At 71.0% G+C, this 24,748-nt stretch carries 21 protein-coding genes, 1 tRNA gene and 1 pseudogene; 7 read left to right on the plus strand and 16 right to left on the minus strand.

The genetic code is table 11. From position 1 onward, the window contains the following. Positions 1 to 5: 5 nt before the first annotated feature. The 6 genes and pseudogenes from BBA86_RS11525 to BBA86_RS11550 all read right to left on the minus strand — a co-directional run bounded on the left by BBA86_RS11525 (position 6) and on the right by BBA86_RS11550 (position 5,181). Positions 6 to 1,205, minus strand: coding sequence for a glycosyltransferase family 4 protein (locus BBA86_RS11525; protein ID WP_065571694.1), 1,200 nt, complete (start codon positions 1,203 to 1,205; stop codon positions 6 to 8). Between the two features lie 35 nt (positions 1,206 to 1,240). Continuing rightward, positions 1,241 to 1,576 carry a hypothetical protein gene (locus BBA86_RS11530; protein WP_065571695.1) on the minus strand — a complete coding sequence of 112 codons (336 nt, stop codon included), beginning with the start codon at positions 1,574 to 1,576 and terminating at the stop codon, positions 1,241 to 1,243. Between the two features lie 62 nt (positions 1,577 to 1,638). Then, complete coding sequence (locus tag BBA86_RS11535) at positions 1,639 to 2,097, minus strand: GNAT family N-acetyltransferase (RefSeq protein WP_065572284.1); 459 nt, start codon at positions 2,095 to 2,097, stop codon at positions 1,639 to 1,641. Positions 2,098 to 2,129: 32 nt separating this feature from the next. Continuing rightward, positions 2,130 to 3,059: pseudogene (locus tag BBA86_RS11540) on the minus strand (APC family permease); the annotation flags it as partial. Positions 3,060 to 3,067: 8 nt separating this feature from the next. Next, positions 3,068 to 4,456 (minus strand): cytochrome P450, encoded by a 1,389-nt coding sequence (locus BBA86_RS11545; protein ID WP_065571696.1) that lies wholly within the window; start codon positions 4,454 to 4,456, stop codon positions 3,068 to 3,070. Between the two features lie 71 nt (positions 4,457 to 4,527). Beyond that, entirely contained in the window at positions 4,528 to 5,181 is a 654-nt protein-coding gene (locus BBA86_RS11550; RefSeq protein WP_223247081.1) for a hypothetical protein, read from the minus strand. Positions 5,182 to 5,272: 91 nt separating this feature from the next. Here BBA86_RS11550 and BBA86_RS11555 point away from each other — a divergent pair, with 91 nt between their 5' ends. Next, positions 5,273 to 6,517 carry a maltokinase N-terminal cap-like domain-containing protein gene (locus tag BBA86_RS11555; protein ID WP_065571697.1) on the plus strand — a complete coding sequence of 415 codons (1,245 nt, stop codon included), beginning with the start codon at positions 5,273 to 5,275 and terminating at the stop codon, positions 6,515 to 6,517. A 25-nt stretch (positions 6,518 to 6,542) separates the two neighbouring features. On the opposite strand, the gene BBA86_RS11560 is transcribed toward BBA86_RS11555, so the two are convergent. From BBA86_RS11560 to BBA86_RS11575, 4 genes are all read right to left on the minus strand, one after another. Beyond that, complete coding sequence (locus tag BBA86_RS11560) at positions 6,543 to 6,800, minus strand: DUF3072 domain-containing protein (protein ID WP_065571698.1); 258 nt, start codon at positions 6,798 to 6,800, stop codon at positions 6,543 to 6,545. A gap of 55 nt (positions 6,801 to 6,855) precedes the next feature. Further along, positions 6,856 to 9,144: a maltose alpha-D-glucosyltransferase gene (treS, locus tag BBA86_RS11565; RefSeq protein WP_065571699.1), complete on the minus strand. Its 2,289-nt coding sequence runs from the start codon at positions 9,142 to 9,144 to the stop codon at positions 6,856 to 6,858. 167 nt (positions 9,145 to 9,311) lie between these two features. Beyond that, positions 9,312 to 11,831: a polynucleotide kinase-phosphatase gene (locus BBA86_RS11570; RefSeq protein WP_065571700.1), complete on the minus strand. Its 2,520-nt coding sequence runs from the start codon at positions 11,829 to 11,831 to the stop codon at positions 9,312 to 9,314. Continuing rightward, positions 11,828 to 13,177 (minus strand): 3' terminal RNA ribose 2'-O-methyltransferase Hen1, encoded by a 1,350-nt coding sequence (locus BBA86_RS11575; protein ID WP_065571701.1) that lies wholly within the window; start codon positions 13,175 to 13,177, stop codon positions 11,828 to 11,830. The genes BBA86_RS11570 and BBA86_RS11575 overlap by 4 nt, the downstream gene beginning before the upstream one ends. Positions 13,178 to 13,328: 151 nt before the next feature. Here BBA86_RS11575 and BBA86_RS11580 point away from each other — a divergent pair, with 151 nt between their 5' ends. Next, positions 13,329 to 13,709, plus strand: a complete 381-nt coding sequence (locus BBA86_RS11580; RefSeq protein ID WP_065571702.1) for a hypothetical protein — start codon at positions 13,329 to 13,331, stop codon at positions 13,707 to 13,709. Between the two features lie 47 nt (positions 13,710 to 13,756). Here the strand turns inward: BBA86_RS11580 and BBA86_RS11585 are convergent. Beyond that, a tRNA-Ser gene (locus tag BBA86_RS11585) sits at positions 13,757 to 13,847 on the minus strand. Between the two features lie 191 nt (positions 13,848 to 14,038). Between BBA86_RS11585 and BBA86_RS11590 the strand changes: the two genes are divergently transcribed. Next, entirely contained in the window at positions 14,039 to 15,418 is a 1,380-nt protein-coding gene (locus BBA86_RS11590; RefSeq protein ID WP_065571703.1) for an MFS transporter, read from the plus strand. A 53-nt stretch (positions 15,419 to 15,471) separates the two neighbouring features. After that, on the plus strand, positions 15,472 to 16,425 hold the full coding sequence (locus BBA86_RS11595; protein WP_065571704.1) for an L-lactate dehydrogenase: 954 nt from the start codon (positions 15,472 to 15,474) through the stop codon (positions 16,423 to 16,425). 9 nt (positions 16,426 to 16,434) lie between these two features. Here BBA86_RS11595 and BBA86_RS11600 read toward each other — a convergent pair whose 3' ends face one another. Both BBA86_RS11600 and BBA86_RS11605 read right to left on the minus strand, forming a co-directional pair. Further along, positions 16,435 to 17,082 carry a trimeric intracellular cation channel family protein gene (locus tag BBA86_RS11600; protein ID WP_065571705.1) on the minus strand — a complete coding sequence of 216 codons (648 nt, stop codon included), beginning with the start codon at positions 17,080 to 17,082 and terminating at the stop codon, positions 16,435 to 16,437. Between the two features lie 31 nt (positions 17,083 to 17,113). Next, on the minus strand, positions 17,114 to 17,806 hold the full coding sequence (locus tag BBA86_RS11605; RefSeq protein ID WP_065571706.1) for an alpha/beta fold hydrolase: 693 nt from the start codon (positions 17,804 to 17,806) through the stop codon (positions 17,114 to 17,116). 141 nt (positions 17,807 to 17,947) lie between these two features. Between BBA86_RS11605 and radA the strand changes: the two genes are divergently transcribed. Continuing rightward, positions 17,948 to 19,306: a DNA repair protein RadA gene (radA, locus tag BBA86_RS11610; RefSeq protein ID WP_065571707.1), complete on the plus strand. Its 1,359-nt coding sequence runs from the start codon at positions 17,948 to 17,950 to the stop codon at positions 19,304 to 19,306. A gap of 5 nt (positions 19,307 to 19,311) precedes the next feature. On the opposite strand, the gene BBA86_RS11615 is transcribed toward radA, so the two are convergent. The 3 genes from BBA86_RS11615 to BBA86_RS11625 all read right to left on the minus strand — a co-directional run bounded on the left by BBA86_RS11615 (position 19,312) and on the right by BBA86_RS11625 (position 21,271). Next, positions 19,312 to 19,713 carry a dehydrogenase gene (locus tag BBA86_RS11615; protein WP_065571708.1) on the minus strand — a complete coding sequence of 134 codons (402 nt, stop codon included), beginning with the start codon at positions 19,711 to 19,713 and terminating at the stop codon, positions 19,312 to 19,314. Positions 19,714 to 20,005: 292 nt separating this feature from the next. Then, positions 20,006 to 20,713 (minus strand): hypothetical protein, encoded by a 708-nt coding sequence (locus BBA86_RS11620; RefSeq protein WP_317614750.1) that lies wholly within the window; start codon positions 20,711 to 20,713, stop codon positions 20,006 to 20,008. 45 nt (positions 20,714 to 20,758) lie between these two features. Then, complete coding sequence (locus BBA86_RS11625) at positions 20,759 to 21,271, minus strand: amino-acid N-acetyltransferase (protein ID WP_065571710.1); 513 nt, start codon at positions 21,269 to 21,271, stop codon at positions 20,759 to 20,761. Between the two features lie 87 nt (positions 21,272 to 21,358). Between BBA86_RS11625 and BBA86_RS11630 the strand changes: the two genes are divergently transcribed. Both BBA86_RS11630 and BBA86_RS11635 read left to right on the plus strand, forming a co-directional pair. Beyond that, complete coding sequence (locus tag BBA86_RS11630) at positions 21,359 to 23,869, plus strand: circularly permuted type 2 ATP-grasp protein (RefSeq protein ID WP_065571711.1); 2,511 nt, start codon at positions 21,359 to 21,361, stop codon at positions 23,867 to 23,869. Next, positions 23,866 to 24,747 carry a transglutaminase N-terminal domain-containing protein gene (locus BBA86_RS11635; RefSeq protein WP_065571712.1) on the plus strand — a complete coding sequence of 294 codons (882 nt, stop codon included), beginning with the start codon at positions 23,866 to 23,868 and terminating at the stop codon, positions 24,745 to 24,747. The genes BBA86_RS11630 and BBA86_RS11635 overlap by 4 nt, the downstream gene beginning before the upstream one ends. Position 24,748 lies beyond the last annotated feature (1 nt).

The raw sequence follows: 24,748 nt of genomic DNA on the forward strand, positions 1-24,748 counted from the left end.
GGAGGCTACGCCCGGACCCCGGCCCCGCGCATCAGCCGAGCGACCGCCGCCGTGAGATCCGCGGCCACGGGCGCGGGAGCGAACCGCGCGACTCCGGCGGCGGCACGCCGCGCTCGGGCGAGAGCACCGTCTGGCTCGTCGAGGGTCCTCAAGACCGCAGCGGCGAGCGCACCGGGGTCACCCGGCGGCGCCATAAGACAGTCCGCACCGTCGACGCAGAAGTCGTCGAAGCCGCTGCCCGACGTCACGACGAGCGGCGCTCCGACGGCCTTCACCTCGACCGCTGCGTTGCCGAACCCCTCCCACCGCGACGGACACATCACGACGTCGGCCGACGCGATCGCGCCGTACAGGTCATCTTCGGCGACATGGCCGAGGAATGTCACGCGCCTCCGCGACGACAGGGGCACCCTTTCGAGGAGCGCCGCGCGCGACGGCTCGAACCGGTCGTCCCCACCCGCGCCCGCGAGGACCAGCCGCGCCGTCGGATGCCGATCCACGACCCGCGCGAACGCGTCGATGCCGTCGACCACCCCTTTGCGCCGCTCCGTTCGCCCGAGGAAGAGGACGATCGGTCCGTCGGCGTCCGGCCACCCCCGCGGACGGGCGGCACGGTCCGCCGCGCGTCGGATCGCCGCGACGTCGACGCAGTTGCGCACGACCTCGAGCGCGGGCAGTCGCCCCCAGATCCGCTCCGACCGTTCGGCCATCGCTCGCGAGATCGCCACGAGTCCCGCCGACCGCCTGACCTGTCTCGCCTCCAGCGACTCCTGCAGCCGCACCGCCGGCCGACTCCACGCCGGAAAGTCCGCGAGCCGCAGCCCTGACACCTCGTTCGCGAGCCGGATGCCGGTGGCGAGGTTCGTCACGAGCGGCGCACCCGGAGGAAGGAGCGAGCCCAGGCCCATCCACTCCGGCAGGAACACGCGGTCGTACGCACCGCGGCGGTAGGCCCGCCGCACGACGACCGCCCGGTGCAGCAGCGCGGCGAGGCGCGGCATCCCGTCGGTCCGGTGCACGAAGAGCCGACGGATGCCGGGAGTCGCCCGCACGTCGACGGGACCGTCCGCGAAGACCACGAGATCGACCTCGGCGCCCTCCGCCGCGAGCGCGGGAAGCAGAGCGGCGTAGTGCCGTCCGATGCCGCCGGTGTAGGTGGTCACCCCGGCGTATTCCGTCGTGGCGACGAGCCACCGCTCGGTCATCGGTACCGCTTCGGTGCGGTCCGATGACTGCCGCTTCAGAACGACTCCTCGAACCAGGGGTCGTCCTCCTCGTAGGGATACTCGCCGACCGACGCCGGCGGGTGGACGAGCCGGTCGTTGCGGCTGAGGAGATCCATGACGGCCGACTCGTCGTCCAGACGGACCGCGAACCCCGTGTGGGGGGTCGTGTAGAGCTGACTCGCCGGACCGATGAGCATCGACGAGGTGGCCGCACCCTCGGTGGTCGAGATCGGGACGGTGATGAGGTCGGAGGCCTTCTGCTCCGCGAGGCTCTTCGCGTACCGCATCACCGCATCGGCGATCGCGTCCGTCGTCACGACGTAGCCATCGGAGTAGTGCAGTTCGAGCATTGACCGATCGTGCGCGACGCTCACGTCACGCAGATGGGGGTCGCGCCCCCGGTATCCGTCTCCTACACTGCGGCGTCTGCGCGCCGGGTCATCGGCACGTGCGGAATGCGGTCCTCGACGTAGGACCGACCGGTGACCACGAACCCGAACCGGCCGTACCAGTCGGCGAGGTGCTCCTGCGCGTCGAGGACGAACGGCCGCGAAGCGTCCTGCGCGATCGCGTGGTCGATCGCGAGGCGCATGAGGTCGGCACCGACGCCGCGGCCCCGGGCGGCGGCACTCGTGACCACGCGTCCGATGCGCCACCGCGTGCTCTCGTCCAGCAGGCGGAGCGTGCCGAGGACGTCGCCGTCCTCCTCCGCCCACGCGATGAGTGCGCCGGTCTCGATGTCCCGGCCATCGAGCTCGGGGTAGGCGGCTTCCTGCTCGACGACGAACACGCTGACGCGCAGCCACAGGATCCGGTAGAGCGTCGTCGCCGGGATCTCGGCGAGCGGAGAGAGATGGATGCCGACGGTCACCGCTTCACGGTACGCGAACCGCGTTCCGAGCGTCAGCCGCGGTCGGTGACCCTGCGAACCGACTCCCCCGCCCGCGACCGCAACCACCGGGTGGCGAAGAACAGGGCGACGCCGACGACGAGCAGGCCCGCGCCGAACGGCCAGACGACGCCGGACTGTTGGGTCAGCAACAGGATGCACGAGGCGATGCCGAGGATCGGGATGACTGTCCAGACCCGGAAGTGATCATGCTCCACCCGGTCCCGGCGAAGGACGAGCACCGAGACGTTCGCGCTCAGGAAGACGAACAGCAGCAGGAGCACCACCGTCTCCGCGAGCAGACCGAGGTCCCCGATGAGGGTGAGCAGCATGGCGATGAGCGTGGTCACGAGGATCGCCACCCACGGAGTGCGTCGCTTCGGGAGCACCCGCCCGAGCACACCGGGGAGAAGACCCTGCTCCGACATCCCGTATGTCAGGCGGCTCGCCATGATCATCGTGAGGAGCGCCCCGTTCGCGACGGCGACGAGCGCGATCAGGCTGAACAGCCACGCGGGCACGCCGACCCCCGCCGCCGCGACCACGTCGAGGAGCGGGCCGCTGGACTCGACGAGGTCTTCGGGGGGCAGAGCGATCGCACTCGCAAGACCGACGAGGACGTAGACGATCCCCGCCGTGATGAGCGAGGCGAACAGGGCGCGCGGGTAGGACCTCCGCGGGTTCCGCACCTCTTCGATGACGTTCGCCGAGGTCTCGAACCCGACGAAGGAGTAGTACGCGATGATCGCGCCGCCGAGCACGGCGGTCGGCAGGGCGGCATCCGTCGGCAGCTGGGCGACCCGACCCGGATCGCCACCACCACCCGCGAGGAGCATCGCGACGACGACGATCACGATCACCAGGCCGCTCAACTCGATGAGCGTCATCACGAGGTTCGCCCCCATCGACTCCCGGATGCCGCGTGCGTTCAACGCGCCGACGATGCCGGGCGTCAGGCGCGGTGGAAGGGGCAGCGTGCGCCGCTTCCCGCTGATCCGGCCGCCCGGACGCGACCGCCCGAGCGGGGCCTGGTCGGCATCCGGCGCTCGTTCACGTCGAGGCCCGTCGGAAGGATCGTGAGACGCGGGTCGCTCATCGCGCTGATGGATGCCGCGAGCCCGGCGATCGCGAGCTTCTCACCCGGGCACCGGTGCCCCGTCGCGACGTCGGCACCGCCGTGGGGGACGAAGGCGGCGATCGCCTCGTAGTCGTCGACACCGACGAAACGCGCGGGGTCGAAGGTGTCGGCGTTCTCCCACGACCGCTCGTCGGTGTCGGTCCCGAGGATGTCGAGCACGATGCGTCCGCCGGCGCGGACGATGCGACCGTCGACCTCGATGTCCTGCGTCGCGAACGCGGGAAGCATCGGGACGAACGGCGACGTGCGGCGGATCTCCTGCGCGAAGGCGGTCGCGAGCGGTCCGTCGACGAGCGAGCCGCGCTCGGCGACCTCCGCAGCTATACGCTCCCGCCACTCGGGGTGCTCGTGCAGACGCTTCGCCGCGAAGGCCGTGAACCGGGCGACGGCGATCATCGGACGGAAGCTGTTCTGCAGCTCGATACCCGCCAGACGCGCAGGCAGCAGCCGCCCCTCGCGGTCGCGGTGCCATGCCCAGGCGTTCAGCGCCGTCCCGGGCTGCGCGTCGAGGCGTCCCGCGCGCACCGCCCGGATCAGCCGCTCGGCGTGACGGTCGGACCAGCGTCGGTTCGCGAACGCGAGCAGGTACTCGGGCGAGTACGGCACCCCGAACCCGTCGACGATCTGCGCCTGCCGACGAGCCCACCGGGTCTTGGCGTCGCCGGTGCCCGGCAACCCCGCCCAGCGCATGACGGCGCGTCCGAGGGCGCCGACCGCGGCGTCGTACGCCGACTGCCCGCCCCCGGCGATCCAGGCGTCGATCTCATGACGCCACTCACGCTCGAGATAGGGACGCAGCCGCGCAACCTGCCCGTCCTCGTACAGCGCCGAGACGAAGGTGGCCTTCCGGTGCCGATGCTCGTCGCCGTCGAGGCTGTGCACAGAGCCGTGCCCGAAAAGGGTCTCCTGGATGAACGGCGGCATGGCGCCGTGGCGTGCCACCCGCTCCTCGTCGTAGAACGCGGCCACGCCCTCGGCGCCCCTAACGAGCAGCGCGTCGGAGAACAGCAGGCGCAGAGGCGCGGACCGCGCACCCCGCGGCGCGCGCGACCAGATGCGTTCGCCGAACCGGTAGCCGCGGGTCAGGAGCGACGCCGAGTCGTCCCGCCAGGCAGGCCGCGAGACGACGCCGAGGGTCGGATCCGTGTTGCGCTCGGCGCGGGTCGAGGGGGCGGAGGTCGAGGGCTCATCGATGGTCGACATCCTCCGACGCTCGCAGCGAGCGGAAGACACGGCCAGGGGCATGCGCCCGGAGATGCCGTGTGGTACCGGCGTCAGTCGCAGGCCGCGCGCGCGCCTGCGTAGTAGCCGATCGCGGATGCCTCGGGCGATGCGACGCTGCGCTGAACCCCCAGGACCGACACGACCACCCGCGGCGCCCTCGGGATGAAACCGGAGCACGGCTCGTACCCATCGGCATCCTCCGCGTTCGCTTCGAGCAGGACGGTGAACGCCTGCTGTTCCCCAGCGGCGACGGGCATGCTCTCGATCGCGAAGACCGCGGCGTCGTCGGTGTCGGCGAGCCTCGTCTGACCGTTCGGATTCACCATCGTCGGACGGACGAGAGAAACGTACTCCTCCTGCATTCCCGGGAGGGCGACGGCCTGGGCATCGATGTCGCTCCAGCCGTCGTTGACGACGAAGAACCGGATCGCGCAGGTCATTCCGGGCTCGACACCCACGACGGACGAGTAGAACGTCTCGTCCCAGGCGAAGCCGCCGTCGCCCAGGAGATCGTCCGACGCACCCGGTGGTTCGAGCGTCACCTCGGCCCCCTCGCAGGCGACGGGACGGGCGTCGTAGACGATCCGCACCCCACCGACAGCCGACCACGCGGCGATCTGCCAGCCGGCAGTCACCACCGCGATCGCACCGACCGCGAGCGCTGCGATCAGAATCGCCCTGCGCCGAACTCGTGCTTCCCCCATGCGCCGATCATGGCAGGCGGATCCCCTAACCTGCGAACGAATCCCCGTCCACCCCTTCCGCGATCCCGCTTCGCCACGCCACAGTGATCGTGTGCGATTCGACGACGACCTCGGCGCCTGGGTGGCGCGACAGCGCTGGTACGCGGGCAAGAGTCACGATCCGCGATTCCGTATCCTCGATGCGCAGCCGGCGCCCGGCGGCGCCACGAGGTATCTCCTCATGGACGACGCCGGAGCGCTCCCCACGCTCTACAACGTGCCCCTCGCGGAGGCCGCCGACGCGCCGGACGAGGAGGTCGTCACCACGACCGAGGACGGACATCGGCTGATCGATGCGACGCGGCATCCCGGATTCACGGTCGGTCTCCTCGCCCAGATGGGCGTCGACACGAGCCGCGTCACCGGCTCGCGGGTGCTCACCGGCGAGCAGTCGAACACCTCGATCGTGTACGAGGTCGACGGGTCGCCCACGATCATCCTCAAGCTCTTCCGCACCCTGCACCACGGCGAGAACCCGGACGTGACCGTCCAGCGCGTCCTCAGCGACGCGGGGTCGCCCTACGTGCCGACGTTCTACGGCAGTGCGGATGCCGAGTGGCCCGACGTCGGCCGCGACACCGGCACCGCACAGGGCACCCTCGGGTTCGCGCAGGAGTTCCTACCCGGCGTCCGCGACGGCTGGGCGATCGCGCTGGATGCCGCCAGGGAAGGACGTGACTTCACCGACGCCGCGCGTGATCTCGGGATCGCCGTGGCCGGTGTGCACGGCGCACTCAGCGAGGCGCTGGAATCCGCCGATGCCACGCCCGACGAGGCCGCGGCCGTCGGACGCGCGTGGCGCCGGCGCCTGGCCATCGCCTCGGCCGAAGTGCCTGCCGTCGCCGACCGCCTCGCCGCGATCGATGCCGTGTACGCCGAGGCACTCGAGCGCCCGTGGCCACGACTGCAGCGGATTCACGGGGACCTTCACCTGGGACAGGTGCTCGCCGTGCCGAACGGGGGCTGGCGCATCGTCGATTTCGAGGGCGAGCCGCTCCGTCCGATGGCCGAGCGTGCGATCCCCGATCTGCCGCCGCGCGACGTGGCCGGCATGCTGCGGTCGTTCGACTATGCGGGCGCCGTGGGCGCCGGACCGGATGCCGCGGCCTGGGCGGCCTCCTGCCGCGACGCGTTCCTGTCGGCGTACGATGCCGCACCGGGCGCGATCGAGCTCGATCCGGCTCTCCTGCGGGCGCTCGTGCTCGACAAAGCCGTCTACGAGTCGATCTACGAGGCCCGCAATCGTCCGGATTGGCTCCCCGTACCCTTGGCCGGCATCGACGCCGCGCTCGCCTGACTCGGCGAACGCGACGTCAGTCGGGTCAGGCGGATGCGCCGCGGCCCGTCGCCTGCTGCAGGCGATCGATGTGCTCGGAGGCCTGGGCCTTCGTGAGGTTCGCAGGGATCTCCTCGCCCGCCTCGCGAGCGAGGGTGTCGAGGTAGCTCCGCTGGGCACCCGTCATCGGCTCGTCGCCGGTGACCCACTCCTCCGGGTCCTTCACCGCCGTGTCGCCGCTCGGGCCGCCCAGCATCTCGGGCTCGTCGATGTCGTTCTCGGGAACGTTGCTCTGATCGGTCATGACCCGACGGTACGCAGAGTCCCCGACATCGCGCGGGGGCTTGCGTTCCGTCTCGTCACTCCTCCTCGACCTGCGGCTGCAGGACGAGGAACCGCGCGCCGTAGGCGGGCAGCGACACCGAGAAGCTCTGCAGGTCGTCGACGCGTCCGATGACCGCGCCCTGAGCAGCGTCCAGGACGTCGCTCTGCGGGGTGAGGTGCTCCGAGCGCACCGTGCCCTCTATCGGCTCGGCCGAGAAGTTCAGGACGGTCACCTGGAGCGGCGCGTCGGCGTCCGGCATCCCCTCGTCGAGGCGGTGGACGAGCACGAGCATGCCCGCGTGCGCGACCTCGGGGATGTCGACGGCCGTCGCGGTCGCGATGCCGTACTCACGTCGCAGGTCGAGGATGGCCGACAGCCTCGACGCGAACGATTCGGGATCGTCGAGCTGAGCGGGAAGCGGACCGTACAGGGCGCGGCCGCGCGGCATGCCCGAGGTCGAGCGGGTGGCGGAGGGGTCGACATCGAGCAGGTCGTGAGCACCGCGCTCGATCCAGCGGGTGTCGCCGACGCGGATGAGGTCGGCCACCTCCTCGCCGGGGAGCGTCAGCATGCCGACGAGATCCCAGCCCGAGAGGGCGAATACCCCGGGCTGCCACGCGTTGTAGGCCGAGAGGAGCAGGTGGGCATCGCGGATGGCGGGGATCTCGGACTCGGTGATGTCGTCGAGGGTCGGGATGCCGCGGGTCGCCGCGATGAGCGACGTCGTCGTGCAGGCGATGCCGTTCTGCGTGAACACGCGGTTGTAGTCACCGGCATCCACCAGCTTCTCGGTCAGCTCCGCGCGGACGACCTCGGCGAGGTCGGCGCCCGTGATGGTCTCGCCGCGGAAGCCGTACTCCTCGTCGGCGTGACGCGTGGCCCAGTGGACGAGCTCGTAGGTGAGCTCGTCGTGGTTCTGCAGGCCGTGCACGAGCTGCACCGGCGCGACCCCGAGCGCGAGCGACGAGGTGAGCGCGAGGCGCAGGAACTCCGTCTGCCCGGTGGCGAGGGCGTGGTGGTAGCCGGGGCGCCCGATGAAGTCGTACGACAGGTCGGCGCCGACGGCACCGGTGTCGCGGATGTCCTCCATCGTCAGGTTCAGCTCCTGGAAGGTGAATCCGCCGACCTTCCGGACCATGCCCGCGATGATGTGGTTCGCGGCGTGCGAGAGCGGATGCCCCTCGGACCAGGCCGGGAGCCCCTCGGCGCTCTTCTCCACGCCGAGGAAGCCGTTCGCGTCGAGGCGCAGCGCGCTCGTGCCGAGCTCGCCCAGCGAGTGCAGCGCGTCGCCGATGACGAGGCGCATGCCCGCGAACGTCGGGTCGAGCCAGTTGATCGACGGCTGGCCCTGCTTGAAGTAGTGCAGGTACACCCAGCGACGGGTGACGCCGTCGGGTCCGATAGAGGGCGCCGTCGCACTCCAGTTCGTCTCCTTCACACCCGGCGTGTAGAAGATGACGCGCTGCAGGGCGCCGATGATGTAGCCGTGCTCGGCGAGCGTGTGCTCGGTCGCGGGGTCGAGGTTGACGCTGTCGTAACCCTCGGGCACGTCGGGCAGCAGGTGCCAGTCCTCGGGCGGGATCGCGACCATGTGGTAGATCCCGGGGTAGTCCTTGAAGCCCATCTCGGCGAGGCGGAAGTCCGCCCCCTTGCCGGTGTGGCCGGGGACGATGTCGTCGATGATGCTGCCGCCGTGCGTGTCGGCGACGTCGCACAGGGCGCGGAACTCGTCCTCCGTGCCGAAGGTCGCGTCGATGGCGGTGCTGATGCGGTCGAAGTGGCCGTCGACGCTGGGCGTCTCGCCCCAGCCCTCGATGCCGCCGGCGCGCTTGACGGGTCCGGTGTGGACCGCGGTGATGCCGATCCGCTCGAACACCGACCACAGCTCCTCGTCGCCGAGCGCCGAGAGGAAGGACTGCCCCGGTCGCGTGATGAGCGAGATCGGGTAGGCGGTGAACCACACGTCGCTGGTCGCGATGGCGCGACGCGCGTCGGGACGCGCATAGGCGTTCCGCCACATCGTCGGCTGGCCCGACAGCTGGCGGGCGAGCACGTCGGCATCCTTCAACATCGACTGCCGTACCAGCCACTCGACGTACGAGGGGTTCGTGCCGTTCGCGGTGCGCGGGTCGGTGCGGATGCGGCGGACGCTGCTTCCGCGCAGGTTGTCGCGCGGGCGGAGCCGGCGGGGACGGGCGGGGTAGCGCTGCTCGTCGTAACTGATCTCGGGCATCTCGAGGTCGCCCTCTTCGGCCGCGGCGAGCGCCGACAGATCGATGGGGCCGGTGTAGAGATCCTCGGGTCGGTCGTCCTCATGCGCCATGGAGTCCACGCTACGAACTCGCGCGGGTCGGCCGGAAGGGGTGGTGCCCAGATTCTCGAAGCGTTATGGGGCGCCTCGTAGGAACGCCGGCGATCGCCGACCCGACGCGAAGTGCGGTTTGCCTCGCGGGATGGGCGCAGATCGCGTCGGGTCGGCGTCGTCAGGTCCTACAGGCGCGGGTCGATCGGGTCGGACTCCAGCGCGAGCACGCCGAACACCGCCTCGTGGACGCGCCAGAGCGGCTCGCCGGCGGTGAAGCGGTGCAGTGACTCGATCCCGAGGGCGTACTCGCGCGCGGCGAGCGAGCGCTTGTGCCCGACGTTGCGGTCGCGCAGACGCGCGAGATTCGCGGGATCGGTGTAGTCCGACCCGTAGATGATCCGCAGGTATTCGCGGCCGCGCACCTTGATGCCCGGCTGCACGAGCCCCTTCTCGGTGCGCGTGAGGTTGGCGAACGGCTTCACGACCATCCCCTCCCCGCCCGCGGCGGTGAGTTCCTCCCACCAGTCGACGGCGGCGGTGACGGATGCCTCGTCCCCGAGATCGATCCGTCGTCGCCGCGTCGGCGCCACGAGGTCGGGCGCGGCTTCGACGAGCCGGTCGGCGACCCCCAGGTGCCAGCCGTGGTCGCGCACCTCGAACGTCGACTCGCCCGCCGCCAGCACCTGGAACGGCGCGACGCGCGCGGCGGACTCGTCGCCGACGTACCTGCGATAGGCCGCGCGGAACCCTCGCGCACCCTCGGCACGTGCGCGGGTGCGCGAGGCGAGGTCACTGACGTCGATCCCGGATGCCGCGGCCCGGGCGAGCACCGCAGCGGCGGCATCCGTCGCGGTCTCGGCCGCAGCGGCCACCGAGGCGTAGAGGTCACGGATGAGGTCGCCCGCCTTGAGCGACCAGGGCAGGATCTCGGCGTCGAGGAGGACCCACGACGAGCCGAGCTCGTCCCAGAGACCGGCTTGATCGATCGCCGCATCGAGACGCGTGAGGATTCCGGCTTCACTGTCGGGCGCGAAGAAGGGGCGACCCGTCCGCGTGTGGATCGCACCTCGCCAGCCCTCGGGCGCGGAGAAACGCGCCGGATCGCGCGCGACGAGCACGAGGGCACGCGAGCCCATGTGCTTCTCCTCGGCGATGAGATCGGTCACGCCGTTCGCGCGGTACGTCGCGAACGCCTCGTCGGGGTGCTCGAGGTAGCCCTCTCGCGCCGACGTGTTCGGCGGCGACATCGTCGGCGGCAGGTGGATGAGCCAGCGCGGGTCGGTCGCCCACCGGCTGATCGTCTCGAGCCCTCCGGCGGACTGCTCCTCCTGGATGCCGACGCGGCCGTGCAGGCTCGTCTGCACGATGATCTTGCCCTGCACATCGGCGAGGTCGAGGACGCCGGGGGCGCGCACGGGCGCGGCGGGCGCGAGCGGACGGATCGGCTCGTACCAAACCTGCTCGGCCGGCACCGAGACGACCTCGCGCTCCGGGTAGCGCATCGCCGAGAGCGACCCGCCGAACACGCAGCCCGTGTCGACGCACGCGGTGTTGTTCACCCATTCGACCGACGGGACCGGCGTGTGCCCGTAGAGGACGACGGCCTTGCCGCGGTAATCCTGCGCCCACGGATGCCGCACGGGCAGGCCGTACTCGTCGGTCTCGCCGGTCGTCTCGCCGTAGAGGGCGAACGCGCGCACACGTCCGGACGCGCGCCCGTGGTACTGCTCCTTGAGTCCCGCGTGGGCGACGACGAGGCGCCCTTCGTCGAGGATCAGGTGCGACACGAGGTCGTGGCAGAACGCCTCGACCTGCTCGCGGAACTCCTCGCTCTCGCCCGCCAGCTGCGCCAAGGTCTCCTCGAGACCGTGCGAGATCGTGACCTTCGCGCCGCGGAGCGCGCGCACGAGCTTCGCCTCGTGGTTTCCGGGGACGGCGAGCGCGCTCCCCGAGGCGACCATCCCCATCGCGAGGCGCAGCACGCCGACGACGTCGGGCCCGCGGTCGACGAGGTCGCCGACGAAGACGACGCGACGCTGCTCGGGATGCCGCGCGTCGACCGCCCGGCCCTGCTCGTCGCGCACGAGCTCGTAGCCGAGGCGTCCGAGCAGTGTCTCGAGCTCGCTGCGGCATCCGTGCACGTCGCCGATGACGTCGAACGGGCCGTGCTCGTCCGTGCGGTCGGTGAGAAGGCGCGTGCGTTCGATGGTGGCGTCCGCGACCTCGTCGGGGGTGCGGAGCACGTGCACCTTGCGGAAGCCCTCGCGCCCGAGGTGACGGAGTCCGCGGCGCAGCTGGTCGTTCTGCCGCTTCACGACGCCCGCGGGGATGTGACGGTCGGTGCGCGCCGCGTTGCGTTCGACCGAGACCGCCTCGGGCACGTCGAAGACGATCGCGACCGGCAGCACGTCGTGCGCCTTCGCGAGTTCGACGAGCTTGCGCCTCGCCTCGGGCTGCACGCTCGTCGCGTCGACGACGGTGAGCAGGCCCGCGTCGAGACGCTTGCCGGCGACGTACTGCAGCGCGTCGAAGGCGGCGGCGGTGACCGACTGGTCGGACTCGTCGTTGCCGACCAGTCCGCGGAAGGCGTCGCTCGAGAGCGTCTCGTACGGGCCGAAGTGCTCCCGCGCGAAGGTCGACTTACCCGATCCGGATGCCCCGACGAGGACCACGAGCGAGAGGGCGGGGATGTCGAGGACGGTCATGCCGCGACCTCCTTCCGGAACAGGGCGAGCTGCGTGGGGGCGCCGTGGTCGGCATCCGCCTCACCGACGGGACGGTACGAAACGGTGTAGCCGTGACGGGCGGCGACCCCCTCGGCCCAGTCGCGGAACTCGTCGCGCGTCCACTCGAAGCGGTGGTCGTCGTGACGGAACGCGCCCACGGGCAGGTCGGGGTAGAGGACGTTGTAGTCCGCGTTGGGCGTCGTGACGACGACCGCGTCGGGTGCGGCCGACGCGAAGACGGCGTCTTCGAGCGCGCCGAGCCTCGACGGGTCGACGTGTTCGACGACCTCCATGAGCACCATCGCGTCGAAACCGCGCAGCCGCTCGTCGCGGTAGACGACCGAGCCGTGGAGCAGCTCGATGCGCTCTCGCTCGGCATCGGATGCCTCGGCGAGCCGCAGCATCCGTGCGGCCTGGTCGAGCGAGCGGGCCGAGACATCGACGCCGACGATCTTGGTGAAGGAGCGGTCCTTCGCGAGGCGGGCGAGGAGGGCTCCGGGGCCGCAGCCCATGTCGACGACGCGGTGCGCGCCGACGTCCGCGAGCGCGGCGAGGACCGCGTCGGCACGATGCTGGCGGAGCGGCGTCGGGCGGTCCTCGGGAGCGGGCTCGTCCAGCAGGGCGCGCTGGTGCACGAGGTAGCGGCGCGTGATCAGGTCGCGCTCGGGGTGCTCGGCGAGCCATCCCTCGCCGGCGCGCTCGAGCTTGCCGATCTCGTCGTCGCCGACCCAGTAGTGCTTCGCGTCGTCGAGGACGGGGAGGAGAACGTACAGCTGGCGCAGCGCCTCGGCGAGCCTGACTTCCCCGGTCAGGACGACCGAGCTGTAGCGCGAGTCACCCCACTCCGGGTGATCGTCGTCGAGGGTGATGCGAGTCTGCTGGACGGCCCACCCGCAGGGTTCGAACAGCCGGCGCACGAGGTCATCGTCGCCGCGGGCTGACACGACCGGGATCTCGATGCGCAGAGGCAGAGCGGATGCCGCCAACTCGGGGTACGAGTCGCTCCGCCCGGTCATCGCGGTGCGGAAGACCGTCCCGATCGCGACGGCGAGCATGCTCGAGGCGACGTACGGGCGGTCGTTGACGTAATGACCCAGGGCCCCGGCATCCCCTCGGAACCGCTTGTTGCGGACGAGCGCGATCGGATCGACCTCGAGCATGACCGCGACGGTGCACCGCTCGGGGGTCGCCTCGGGATAGAAGACGTGGATGTCGCCGACCGGCGCCGAGAAGGTCTGCACCTTGGCGGGGTGCTTGTGCACCAGGAAGCCGAGCGCGGTCGCATCCTGACCGTCCGTCGGCGCATAGGTCACCGTCGCGAGCATCGTCGCCTCCCCCGTCGTGGCATCCGACTCACTCTAGGGCGGCGGGCCTGGTCTCGACCCGACGCGATCTGCGCTGACCGTGCGCGGATGGATGCCGTTCGCGTCGGCTCGCCCTGGTCCCGGCCGGGAGCACGCCGCTAGGGTCGGGGCTATGACCGCCGTCACCGCGTCCGAGGCCCGTCCCGTCGCACGCCGTCGCTACCGACCGACCCGGTGGACCGTGCTCGTCGCCGGCGTGGTGGTCGTCCCGCTCGCGCTGATGCTCGTCTTCAACAGCTGGGGCCCGCTGACGGAGGAGTCCGCCGTGCGCATGGCCTTCGCCCAGGTCGCGGGCCAGACCGTCGCGATCCTCAGCGCTCTCGCCTTCGTCGTCCTGACGATCCGCCGCGGCCTCGATTGGGCCGCCACCGCGGGTGCCCTTCTCGTCGCGGCTCTCGTCATCTCCTGGTCGGCCGCCGCGATCGATCGCGCGGCAGGCGACCTGGTCGATCGGATCGCCACCGTCCAGAGCGTGTCGCTGCTGGAGGGCTGACGTCCGCCGAGAGAAACAGAAAACCCCCGCATCAGCAGGGGTTTTCATGGCGGTGACGGTGGGATTTGAACCCACGGTAGGGGGTTACCCTACACAACTTTTCGAGAGTTGCACCTTCGGCCGCTCGGACACGTCACCGTCGTCCAGCTTACGACACGAGAGCGGATGCCGCGAACCGAGCCTCGTCACGCCTCGCCGACTCGACAAACGGGCGGACGGGTACTCGCCGACCTCGACCCGACGCGAACTGTCGTTTCACTTCCGGGATGACGACAGGTCCCGTCGGCTCGAGCCCCCGCTGACCCCCAGCCCGGGCGTAACGTGAGCCTGTGAACGCTCCGACGACATCCCCCCGGTTCGGGCTGATCGTCGCGATCGCAGCCCTCGCCTCGGCGGTCGCGTTCCTCGACGGCACGGTCGTCAACGTCGCACTCCCCGCCATCCGCGATGAGCTGGGCGGTGGACTGTCCACGCAGCAGTGGGCGGTGGATGCCTATCTCCTCACTCTGAGCTCCCTCATCCTGTTCGCGGGGTCGGTGAGCGACGCGTTCGGTCGCGTGCTCGTCCTCCGGATCGGGCTGATCGGCTTCGGGATCGCGTCGATCGGCGTCGGTCTCGCACCCGATCCGGTCGTACTGATCATCGCGCGGGCCCTGCAGGGCGCCGCGGGCGCATTCCTCGTACCGAGCTCGCTCGCCCTCATCACGTCGCTGCTGAACGGACCGGCGCAGGCCCGGGCGATCGGCCAATGGACCGCGTGGACGACGGCCGCCAACCTCGCCGGCCCCCTCATCGGCGGCCTCTTCGTCGACCTGCTGTCGTGGCGGTTCGCATTCCTCGTCAACATCCTCCCGATCGTCGTGACGTTCGTCCTCCTGTCCCGCCTCGGCCACGTCGACCACCGCCGCGACGACGCGCACATCGACCTCGTGAGCGCGGCCCTGTGCACCCTGGGCCTCGGCGGCATCGTCTTCGCGCTCATCGAACAGCCGAACCTGGGGTGGGCGCATCCGGCGATCTGGATGCCGCTGGCCGCCGGCATCCTCCTGTTCACGGCGTTCCTGCTTCGTCAGCGCACGGTGCGCTCGCCCATCCTGCCGCTGGGGATCTTCCGCGTCCGGAACTTCTGGACCGGCAACCTCGCCACCTTCTTCATCTACGCGGCGCTCTCGCTGAACGGTTTCGTCGTCGGGGTCTACCTGCAGCAGGGCGCGGGGCTGAGCGCGACCTTCGCCGGGCTCGCGAGCCTGCCGACGACCGTTGCTCTGATCGCGCTCAGCTCGGTTGTGGGCGGGTGGGTGAACCGGTTCGGCCCACGCCTGTTCATGACGGTCGGCCCGCTCGTCATGGCGGTCGGCGCGCTGATGCTGCTCGCCGCCCGCGAGGACTTCGACTACTGGACTCAGGTCCTGCCGGGTCTCGTCGTCTTCGGTCTGGGGCTCGGCATCACGGTCTCGCCGCTGACGTCGACGATCCTCGGCGCTATCGGCGGCGAGCGCTCCGGCATCGCCTCGGCGACGAACAACGCCGTCTCGCGCATCGCCGGACTCGTCGTCATCGCGATCCTCGCCGTCATCATCGGCGGCGCGCTGGACCTCGACGGCTTCCACCGCGCCGCGCTCGTCACGGCCCTGCTGATGGCGGCCGGTGCGGTGGTCTCGTTCCTCGGGATCCGGAGGCCCGTCACCGCCGACGCGCAGGCCACCTGATTTCCACGGCCGGATGCGGGCCTGCGGCATCCGTCGACTGCCACACTGGCGGTATGAGCGTCATCGAGAACTCGAAACTGACCGTCGTCGGCGCGGGCGCCGTCGGATCGAGCGTCGCCTACGCCGCCCTCATTCGCGGATCGGCCCGGCACGTCGCCCTGTACGACATTGCTGCGGAGAAGGTCGAGGCCGAGGTCCTCGACCTCGCCCACGGCGCGCAGTTCACCGGATCGAGCGACATCTCCGGCGGCTCGGACGTCTCGGTCGCCGCGGGTTCCCACGTCGTCGTCATCACCGCGGGGGCTAAGCAGAACCCCGGGCAGACCCGCACCGAGCTCGCCGGAGTGAACGCCGGCATCCTCAAGCGGATGCTGCCCGAGCTGCTCGAGGTCGCCCCGAACGCGGTCTACGTCATCGTCACGAACCCGTGCGACGTGCTCACGGTCATCGGGCAGGAGGTCACCGGGCTGCCGCCCGAGCGGATCTTCGCCTCGGGCACCGTGCTCGACACGTCGCGCCTGCGGTGGAAGCTCGCCCAGCGTGCGGGGGTGTCGACCTCGAGCGTCCACGCCTACATCGTCGGCGAGCACGGCGACACCGAGTTCCCGCACTGGTCGCGCGCGACGATCGGCACCGTGCCGATCCTCGACTGGCAGCCGCTCGACGGCCAGCCGCCGTTCACGGCCCTGGAGCTCGACCGTATCGCCGTCGATGTGCGGGATGCCGCCTACACGGTCATCCGCGGCAAGGGAGCGACGAACTACGCGATCGGCCTGTCGAGCGCCCGGATCGTCGAAGCGATCCTCGGCGACCAGCACGCCGTCATGCCGGTGTCGACGGTGCTGAGCGACTTCCAGGGCGTCGACAGCGTCGCGCTCTCGGTGCCCTCCGTCGTCAGCAGCGCGGGCGCCCGCCCGATCCTCGAGACGTCGTTCTCGGACGACGAGCTGGCGCTCTTCCACCGCTCCGCCGACGCCCTGGGGGCGGTGGCGGCGTCGCTCCGCTGAGCCCTCAGTTCAGGCCGGTCGCCGCCGGAGCGTGCCCGGCTCGGGAAAGGTCCATCCGAAGGCGACGGCGACGACGCGCACCGTCACCGTGACCGCGATGCACACGAGCCCCGCGACGAGGATCGGCACCGAGAATGCGTTCAGCACGACGAGCACGACCACCCCGCCCGCGGCAGCGATCGCGTAGAGCGTGCTCACCTGCAGGAACGAGAACGGCAGGTTCAGCGCGACGTCGCGGAGCATCCCGCCTCCGATCGCGCCGAGGACCCCGACGACGACCGCGCCGACCGGACCCACGCCGAGCGACAGCGCCTTCGAGGCACCGATGGCGCCGAACATGCCCATGACGATCGCGTCGAGGACGGTCAGCGGCCATGTCAGCCGGGACACGACTGCCTGCACCCCCATCCCGACCAGAGCCCCTCCCGCCGCGACGAGCAGGTACCAGTTCTGCCAGATCACGACGGGCGGCTGATTGAGGACGACATCGCGCAGCAAGCTTCCCCCGAGGGCGACGAGGAGTCCGATGACGAGCACACCCAGCACATCGATGCGCTGATGCCGGTGCTCCGCCGCGACGAGCGCGCCCTGGAGTCCGCCCAGTCCCGCGGCCAGCAGCTCGACCCACAGGGGAACGGCGAACGGGGCGACGCTCATCTCGACTCCTCCTCGATCCCTCGTCGACGGGTCAGTGCGCGGAGCCTGCGGCGTCGGCGATGACCTTCGCGACCGTGTCGGCCTGCGAGATGAACAGTGCGTGGCTGCCCGGGACGTTCGTGATCTGTGCTCCGACCCGCGAGGCCATGTGCTGCAGCATCGCCTGATCGAACGCCTTGTCCTCCGTGGCGATGACGGCCCAGCTCGGCTTGTCGCGCCACGCCGCTGCGGTGACGGGCTCGGCGAACACCGACATGTTGACGGGCACCTGGCTGTCGGCGAGGAAGGCGGCATCCGCTTCGTCGATGTCGGCGGCGAACCCGGCGCGGAAGTGATCGCGGGCGAGGTAGCCGTACCCGTCCTCACGGACGTCGATGACGAACTCGGGCGTGGCCGCGAAGCCCTCGTACTGCTGCCCGGACGACTCCCCCGCATCGGGGATCAGCGCCGAGACGTAGACGAGCCCGGCGACGTTGGGGTGGGTGCCCGCCTGCGTGATGACGGTGCCGCCCCACGAGTGGCCGACGAGGATGGCAGGTCCGTCCTGCTGGTCGAGGACTCGAGTGGTCGCGGCGACGTCGGCCTCGAGCGAGGTCAGCGGGTTCTGGACGATGGACACGCGGAAGCCGCGAGCGGTGAGGAGGTCGTACACACGGCGCCAGCCGGAGCCGTCTGCGAAGGCTCCGTGGACGAGGACGACGTTCGTGATGTCTGCGGTGTTCATGAATCTCTTCCTTTGATGTCGTGCCCCCGGATCGGGGTGCTGTCTGACGTAACGCTTGCGATACGCAATATATTGCATACGGGGTGCAGCCGCAAGAACATCTGCGGAAGCGATGTCGGATGCCGCGATTAGCCTGATCACATGGCTTCACGACGACCCGCCCCGACCGCGGCTTTCCGCTGCACCGAGTGCGGGTGGACGACCGCCAAGTGGGTCGGCCGGTGCGGCGAGTGCCAGCAGTGGGGCACGGTCGTCGAGGCGACCACGCAGACCGGGATCACGGCGACCGTCACCCCGATCGCCCCCACACGCAGCGCCCGGCCCATCACGCAGATCGACACGAGAGAGACGCCGCGACGCTCGAGCGGCGTCGGGGAGTTCGATCGCGTCCTCGGCGGCGGCATCGTCCCCGGCGCCGCGATCCTGCTCTCCGGCGAGCCGGGGGTGGGTAAATCGACTCTCCTCCTCGAGGTTGCCGCGCAGAGCGCGCGCGCCGGTCGCCGGGTCCTCTACGTCAGCGCGGAGGAGTCCCTCAGCCAGGTCCGGCTGCGCGCCGAACGCACCGGCGCCCTGCACGACGAGCTCTACCTCGCGAGCGAGACGGACCTCGCGACGACCCTCGGGCACGTCGACGACGTGCGCCCCGACCTCCTCATCGTCGATTCGGTGCAGACGGTCTCATCAGGTCTCATCGACGGTGCCGCCGGGCAGCCGAGCCAGGTGCGGGAGGTGGCATCCACCCTCATCCGCGTCGCGAAGGAGCGCGACCTGCCCGTCGTGATCGTCGGTCACGTCACGAAGGACGGCCAGGTCGCCGGACCCCGCATCCTCGAGCACCTCGTCGACGTCGTCTGCCACTTCGAAGGCGACCGCCAGACCTCCTTGCGCTTCGTGCGGGCCCTCAAGAACCGGTTCGGCGCGACCGACGAGGTCGGCTGCTTCGACATGGCGGGCGACGGCATCGCCGAGGTACCCGATCCGAGCGCGCTCTTCCTCAGCAACCGTCCCAGCGAACCCGGCACGTGCGTGACGGTCGCGCTCGAGGGCCGGCGGGCACTGCCCGTCGAGGTGCAGGCCCTGACGCTGCACACCTCGGCCCCGAACCCACGGCGGATCGTGAGCGGGGTCGACGGCGCCCGCGTCGCAATGGTGCTCGCGGTACTCGAGAAGCGGGCCGGCATCAAGCTGTCGGACCAGGACGTCTACGTCTCGACCGTCGGCGGGGTGCGTCTCACCGAGCCGGCCGCCGACCTCGCCATCGCCCTCGCCATCGCGAGCGCGGCGTCCGAGCGGCCGAACCCTGCGAAACTCGCGGCGATCGGCGAATTGAGCCTGTCGGGCGAGATCCGCCGGGTGACCCAGCACGATCAGCGGCGCTCCGAGGCGGCACGGCTGGGCTACAAGGCCGTGATCGACGCGGGCGCCGGCACCTTGCGGGACGCCCTCGTCCAGCGGTCGCGCCACCACGCTCCTCGGCCGGACGACCGACCCGACTTCTGAGCGGGTCAGGCGTCGAGCGCGGCTATGAGGTCCGCCGGTGCGGCCTGCATGGGGTGCGGACCGGCGATGTCGAAGAACACCGTCGTGATCTCCTCGCCGTACGTGCCGAGGAAGGCGCGCAGCCAGGCCGGAGACTGCAGGCCGACGCCCGGCGGAAGCGTCGCGGGCTTGTTCGCCGCATCGCTGAACAGCAACAGAGCGACGTCGCCGGTGGCGGGGTCGCGGTACGTCCACACCTCGCCGGAATCCCGAGGGTCGTCACGGGCACCCGGACGCAGGAGCGGTACGACGGTCGGACCGTGCCGCAGTGCGAACGCGAGGGCAGCCATGTCCTGCGTCTGGAGAGCATCGGCCAGCGCCGTGTTGCGGAACTCGAGCGGCTTCTTCTCGCGCTTCTTCCCAGCCATCCCCTCAGCCTAAGCGGGATGCCGCGGATCGCCGCGCCGAGCACCGGAACGTAAGGGGGCCCCCTCGAACTCCCCATTGGGGACTGGAGAAGTCGAGAGGGCCCATCGCTCACCGGCAACCGGGGGATCCGAGGTCCCGCTTCTGGGGGTGGGCGGGACTCCGTCGCTGGGGACGACGGGGGTGACCACCGGGAGCTGAACCCCAGGGTACGCGTCGAGGGTCGCCCCGGAACACCCCGCGAGGGCGATCGGAGATGAGAAAGTTCTCAGAAATCCCGGTGCGTCAGGTGGCTCACTTGATCGTGAACGAGGCGGGCTCCGCTGAGCCGATTCCGCCGATGGTGACCGAGAGGTTGTACCAGCCGGGGAGGGCCTTCTGCCGATCAGCGTCGCACGTGTCCACCGACGACCGGGTGCGATCCCAGACGATCGGACTCGCGCTCGTGACGGTCTTGCCGGCATCCAGCTGGACGACCTGGTCGCTCGGCTCGGTCTGACAGTCGGTGGATCGCCACCAGGTGTCGCTGCCGCTCGTGATCTCGAACGTCTGCGCAGCCGTCCCGACGTTGATGAGGCAGGGCTCGTCCGTGTCGTTGACGAGGGTGATCGAGAGCTTGGGCAGCTCCCCCGTCCCGTACGAGCTCTTGTCGACGTCTGCGGTCACCGTCACATCGCCCGTCGTGCACGCAGGCACATCGCTCGGCGTCGCATCCGTCTGCTCGCCGTCTCCGTCCGCCGATGTGGTCACCCGGGGACTCGGGGTGCTCGACGGCGTCGCGGGGGCGGCACCTGCGCTCGGCGCCGGCGTCGGCGTGGAGCCGGCGGATGCCGGGGCTCCCCCGGTAGGCGGGGACGCGGTATCCGTCATCGCACGCCACGGCTGCCACGCCACCAGCGCGACGATGCCGCCGACGATGAGGACGGCGAGGAGCAGCACGGCCAGCCGCCGTCGGCGGTAGACGGCCGGGGACGGCCGGCGGCGGGGGGCGTTGCTGCTCACGCGTCCAGGGTACGCACGGGGTCTTCGCCCGCCGGCCCGGCGCGCCTACAACTGCTTGAGCATCCGGGTGTTGCCCAGGGTGTTGGGCTTCACGTGCGCCAGGTCGAGGAACTCGGCGACACCCTCGTCGGGGCTGCGGAGGAGTTGCGAGTAGACGTCGGGTGCCACGACCTGCTCCCCGATCTCGGCGAAGCCGCGACGGGAGAAGAACGGGACCTCGAAGGTCAGACAGAACAGCCGGCTGAGCCCGAGGGCGCGCGCGTTCTCCTCCAGGAGGTCGACGACAGCGCCGCCCACTCCCCGGTGCAGCCAGTCGTCGGCGACGATGAGGGTGCGGATCTCGCCGAGGTCCTCCCACATCACGTGGAGGGCGCCGCAGCCGACGAGCCGATCTCCGGCTTCGGCGACCACGAACTCCTGCACGGTCTCGTACAGGGTGACGCGCTCCTTGCCGAGGAGGATGCGCCGCTGCACCCACGGCTCGAGGAGCTCCTGGATGCGGGGGACGTCCGTGGTCCGCGCGGGGCGCACGGTGAAGGTCGCGTCCGATCCCGTCATGGGTTCCACTGTATTCGCCCTGCACGCGCCGCCCCGCGCGAATCCGGCGGTCCGGTACGCCTACGCTGGACGCAGGGAGGGGACCCCGTGAGTGTGCTCCGTGACTACGCCGCGGCCGTGTCGCAACCGACGCTGCCGTTCGCGTCGATGACACCGCGCTACGACGAGGTCGTCGACGCCGACGGCGCACTGCGTCCTGCGTGGCAGGGTCTCGCCTCTCTCGCCCTCGGGCTCACCCGCGACGAGCTCGAGCGCGTCGACGGCGAGATCTCGCGTTTCCTCGCCGACGACGGCGTCTCGTACGCCCGCTCCGGCGACGACTTGCAGCCGTGGCAGCTCGATCCGATGCCGTTCGTCCTGGATGCCGTGGGCTGGGCGCGCCTCGACGTCGGCCTGGCCCAGCGCGCCGAACTCCTGGACGCGCTGCTGGCGGATCTGTACGGACCCCAGGTGGTGCTCCGCGAACGCATCGTTCCCGCGGCCGTCGTCTTCGGCCATGCCGGCTTCCTCCGCGCGATGGCGCGACCGGGCGAGGAGGGCCTTCCGCCTGACCTCCTGCTGTCGGCCACCGATCTGGGGCGCGACGCGTCAGGCGAGTGGCACGTACTCGCCGACCGCGTGCAGGCGCCCTCCGGACTCGGCTACGCGGCCGAGAACCGCCGGGTCATCTCGCAGGTGCTGCCCGACCTTCTCGACGAGGGCGCCCTGCACCGCATGGATCCCTACTTCGCTGCGCTGCGGGCCGCGCTCATCGCCGCCGCCCCCGATGCGACGAACAGCCCGCGGATCGTCGTCCTCTCACCTGGTCCCCTGTCCGAGACGGCGTTCGATCAAGCGTTCATCGCGAACGCGCTCGGCTTCCCCCTCGTTCAGGGCAGCGACCTCGTCGTCCGAGACGGGGCCGTCTGGATGAAGCCCGCCGGCTGGCCGCAGCGCTCGCCCCGCGAACGCGTCGACGTCATCCTCCGTCGAGTGGATGCCGAGTGGTGCGACCCGCTCGAACTCCGCTCCGGATCGCGCCTCGGCGTCGCGGGCCTCGCCGAGGCCGTCCGACGCGGACGCGTGCGGGTCGTGAACGGCCTCGGGGCGGGCGTGCTCGAAAACCCCGCGCTTCTGCCCTACCTGCCGGCGGTGTGCGAACGGCTCCTGGGAGAGCAGCTGCGCCTCCCCTCCGTTCCCGCCTGGTGGCTGGGCGATCCCGACGCGCGCGCCGAGGTGCTGCCGCGGCTCACTGCCGGCGATCCGACCCTCGCCGTCGGGCTCATCGACGATCCGCGCCGCCGTCTCGGTCCCGCCGACCGTGCGGTCCTTGCGCGCCTCGACCGCGAGCCGCACCGCTTCGCCGCGGTCGGGCAGCTGCCTCTCTCACAGGTCCCGGTGTGGGATGCCGGGGGCGCGGCATCCGCTCTGCCCGTCACCCTCCGGGGTTTCGCGATCCGCTTCGGATCGACGTATCGGCCGCTCGTGGGCGGCCTCGCCACGATCCGCACCGCGCCCGACGCGGCGCCGCGCACGAAGGACGTGTGGGTGCTCAAGTCGGACGAGGCGGAACCCGACCAGGGGATCGCCGACGTGGCATCCCTCCCGACGACGCGCAGCGACCCGACCCTCGCGCCGCGCGCCCTGTCCGACCTGTACTGGACGGGGCGCTACGCCGAGCGCGCCGAGGATCTGCTGCGCCTCGTGATCGCCACGCAGGCCGCGCTCGACCAGCCCGGCGCGCACACCGCCGCACGCGCGAGTGAGAGCGTGCGGGTCCTGCTCGCGGCGCTGCACACGCTGGCCGGCACGCGCGCGTCGGACCCCGAGGCGGAGTTCCGGTCGCTGTTGCTGGATGCCGCCCGTCCCGGCTCGGCGGCGCACTCGATCGCGAGGCTGCGCGACGCGATGGAGGGCGTCCGCGACCAGCTCTCCGGCGACACGTGGCGGGTGTTCTCGAACATCGAGCGTGCGGTGCGGGCACTGCGCACCTCGTCGCACGCGCACCGCACGGCCGAGTCGGCCGGACGCATGCTCGCGTCGATGCTGTCGCTGTACGGCGTGACGGCCAACATGATCCGCGACCCCGGTTGGCACATGATGGAGGCCGGTCGCTACCTCGAGCGCGGGCTCCAGTTGACGACCCTCTTATCGTCCGCGCTGTCGGCCAGCCGCAGCCCGCGCACCGATCGCGAAGTGCTCGAGTCGTTGCTGCTGTCGGCCGAAAGCGTCGTCACCCACCGCCGCCGTTACCGCGGGGCGATGCGTGCGGCGGACGTCGCCGAGCTGCTGCTGCTCGATCGGGGCAACCCGCGCTCGCTCGCGTTCTCGCTGCAGACGCTCCGCGAGCACCTCGCGGCGATGCCCGCCTCGACGGGCTCCTCAAGGGCCGAGCGTCTGCTCGACCAGCTCGAAACCGAGCTCGCCGAGGTCGAGGTGCTCGAGATGACGGCCGTCGTCGGCGGCCGTCGCGAGCGGCTCGTGGACGGCCTCGACGGGGTGCGCACCCAGCTCGAGCAGCTCTCCGACGCGATCGGCGACCTGCACTTCGAGGCGGGCCCGCCGCCGGTGTCGATGACCGAACTGTCGCTGGTCGAGCTGATGGGCGTGCGCGCATGACTCGGTATCGCGTGTGGCATCGCACCGCCTACACGTACAGCGACGCCGTCCAGGACAGCATCGGCCAGTTCCACCTGCGCCCGCGCGAGCTGCCGTGGCAGCGGATCGCGGATTCCGACGTGACGGTAGACCCGCTTCCCGGGGACGTCTCTCCCCGCACCGACTGGTTCGGCAACTCGTCGACCTACTTCCACGTCACCGACCCGCACGAGGCCCTGACGATCGAAGCCACCAGCGAGGTGACGGTCACGGTGCCCGAGTACGACGCCGAGGCGCTCGCGCAGCCGTGGGAGCTCGCGCGGCCGCTGCGGCATCCCGACATGCCCGGGGCCGTCGAGGCCACGGAATACGCTCTCGAGTCGGCCCGGGTCGCGCACGTCGAGGCGGCCGTCGCCTACGGCGCGGAGTCGCTGACGCCGGGCCGGCCGATCGGCGAGGCGGCGACGGACCTGATGCAGCGGATCTTCCGCGACTTCGACTACGACAAGACGGCGACCACCGTGACGAGCACGGTCGCAGACGCGATGACGAAGCGGGCGGGTGTCTGCCAGGACTTCGCCCACGTCGCCCTCGCGTGCCTGCGCGGGCACGGCGTCGCGGCGCGCTACGTCTCGGGGTACCTCGCGACGCAGCCGCCGCCCGGCAAGGAGCGCGTGTTCGGCGCAGATGCGTCGCACGCGTGGCTCGCCGTCTGGCTGCCGGGCACAGACCAGTGGCTCGCGATCGACCCGACGAACAACCAGTGGGCGAACGATCGGTACGTCACGGTCGCCTGGGGCCGCGACTACGGCGACGTCTCGCCGGTGACGGGCATCATCTTCACCGAGGCGAAGACCTCGACCCTGCGCGTGCAGGTCGACGTCGCCCCGCTCGGCTAGG

This window comes from Microbacterium oleivorans (assembly GCF_001691565.1).
Classification (GTDB): domain Bacteria; phylum Actinomycetota; class Actinomycetes; order Actinomycetales; family Microbacteriaceae; genus Microbacterium; species Microbacterium oleivorans_B.

What these genes read in the sequence shown, in the direction of transcription:
- BBA86_RS11560 (WP_065571698.1), bottom strand. Translation starts at nt 6,800, where the DNA reads ATGACCGATCAGAGCAACGTTCCCGAGAACGACATCGACGAGCCCGAG.
- BBA86_RS11570 (WP_065571700.1), bottom strand. Translation starts at nt 11,831, where the DNA reads ATGACCGTCCTCGACATCCCCGCCCTCTCGCTCGTGGTCCTCGTCGGG.
- radA (WP_065571707.1), top strand. Translation starts at nt 17,948, where the DNA reads ATGGCTTCACGACGACCCGCCCCGACCGCGGCTTTCCGCTGCACCGAG.
- BBA86_RS11530 (WP_065571695.1), bottom strand. Translation starts at nt 1,576, where the DNA reads ATGCTCGAACTGCACTACTCCGATGGCTACGTCGTGACGACGGACGCG.
- BBA86_RS11605 (WP_065571706.1), bottom strand. Translation starts at nt 17,806, where the DNA reads ATGAACACCGCAGACATCACGAACGTCGTCCTCGTCCACGGAGCCTTC.
- BBA86_RS11525 (WP_065571694.1), bottom strand. Translation starts at nt 1,205, where the DNA reads ATGACCGAGCGGTGGCTCGTCGCCACGACGGAATACGCCGGGGTGACC.
- BBA86_RS11595 (WP_065571704.1), top strand. Translation starts at nt 15,472, where the DNA reads ATGAGCGTCATCGAGAACTCGAAACTGACCGTCGTCGGCGCGGGCGCC.
- BBA86_RS11615 (WP_065571708.1), bottom strand. Translation starts at nt 19,713, where the DNA reads ATGGCTGGGAAGAAGCGCGAGAAGAAGCCGCTCGAGTTCCGCAACACG.
- BBA86_RS11580 (WP_065571702.1), top strand. Translation starts at nt 13,329, where the DNA reads ATGACCGCCGTCACCGCGTCCGAGGCCCGTCCCGTCGCACGCCGTCGC.
- BBA86_RS11550 (WP_223247081.1), bottom strand. Translation starts at nt 5,181, where the DNA reads ATGGGGGAAGCACGAGTTCGGCGCAGGGCGATTCTGATCGCAGCGCTC.
- BBA86_RS11635 (WP_065571712.1), top strand. Translation starts at nt 23,866, where the DNA reads ATGACTCGGTATCGCGTGTGGCATCGCACCGCCTACACGTACAGCGAC.
- treS (WP_065571699.1), bottom strand. Translation starts at nt 9,144, where the DNA reads ATGGCGCATGAGGACGACCGACCCGAGGATCTCTACACCGGCCCCATC.
- BBA86_RS11600 (WP_065571705.1), bottom strand. Translation starts at nt 17,082, where the DNA reads ATGAGCGTCGCCCCGTTCGCCGTTCCCCTGTGGGTCGAGCTGCTGGCC.
- BBA86_RS11575 (WP_065571701.1), bottom strand. Translation starts at nt 13,177, where the DNA reads ATGCTCGCGACGGTGACCTATGCGCCGACGGACGGTCAGGATGCGACC.
- BBA86_RS11625 (WP_065571710.1), bottom strand. Translation starts at nt 21,271, where the DNA reads ATGACGGGATCGGACGCGACCTTCACCGTGCGCCCCGCGCGGACCACG.
- BBA86_RS11545 (WP_065571696.1), bottom strand. Translation starts at nt 4,456, where the DNA reads ATGTCGACCATCGATGAGCCCTCGACCTCCGCCCCCTCGACCCGCGCC.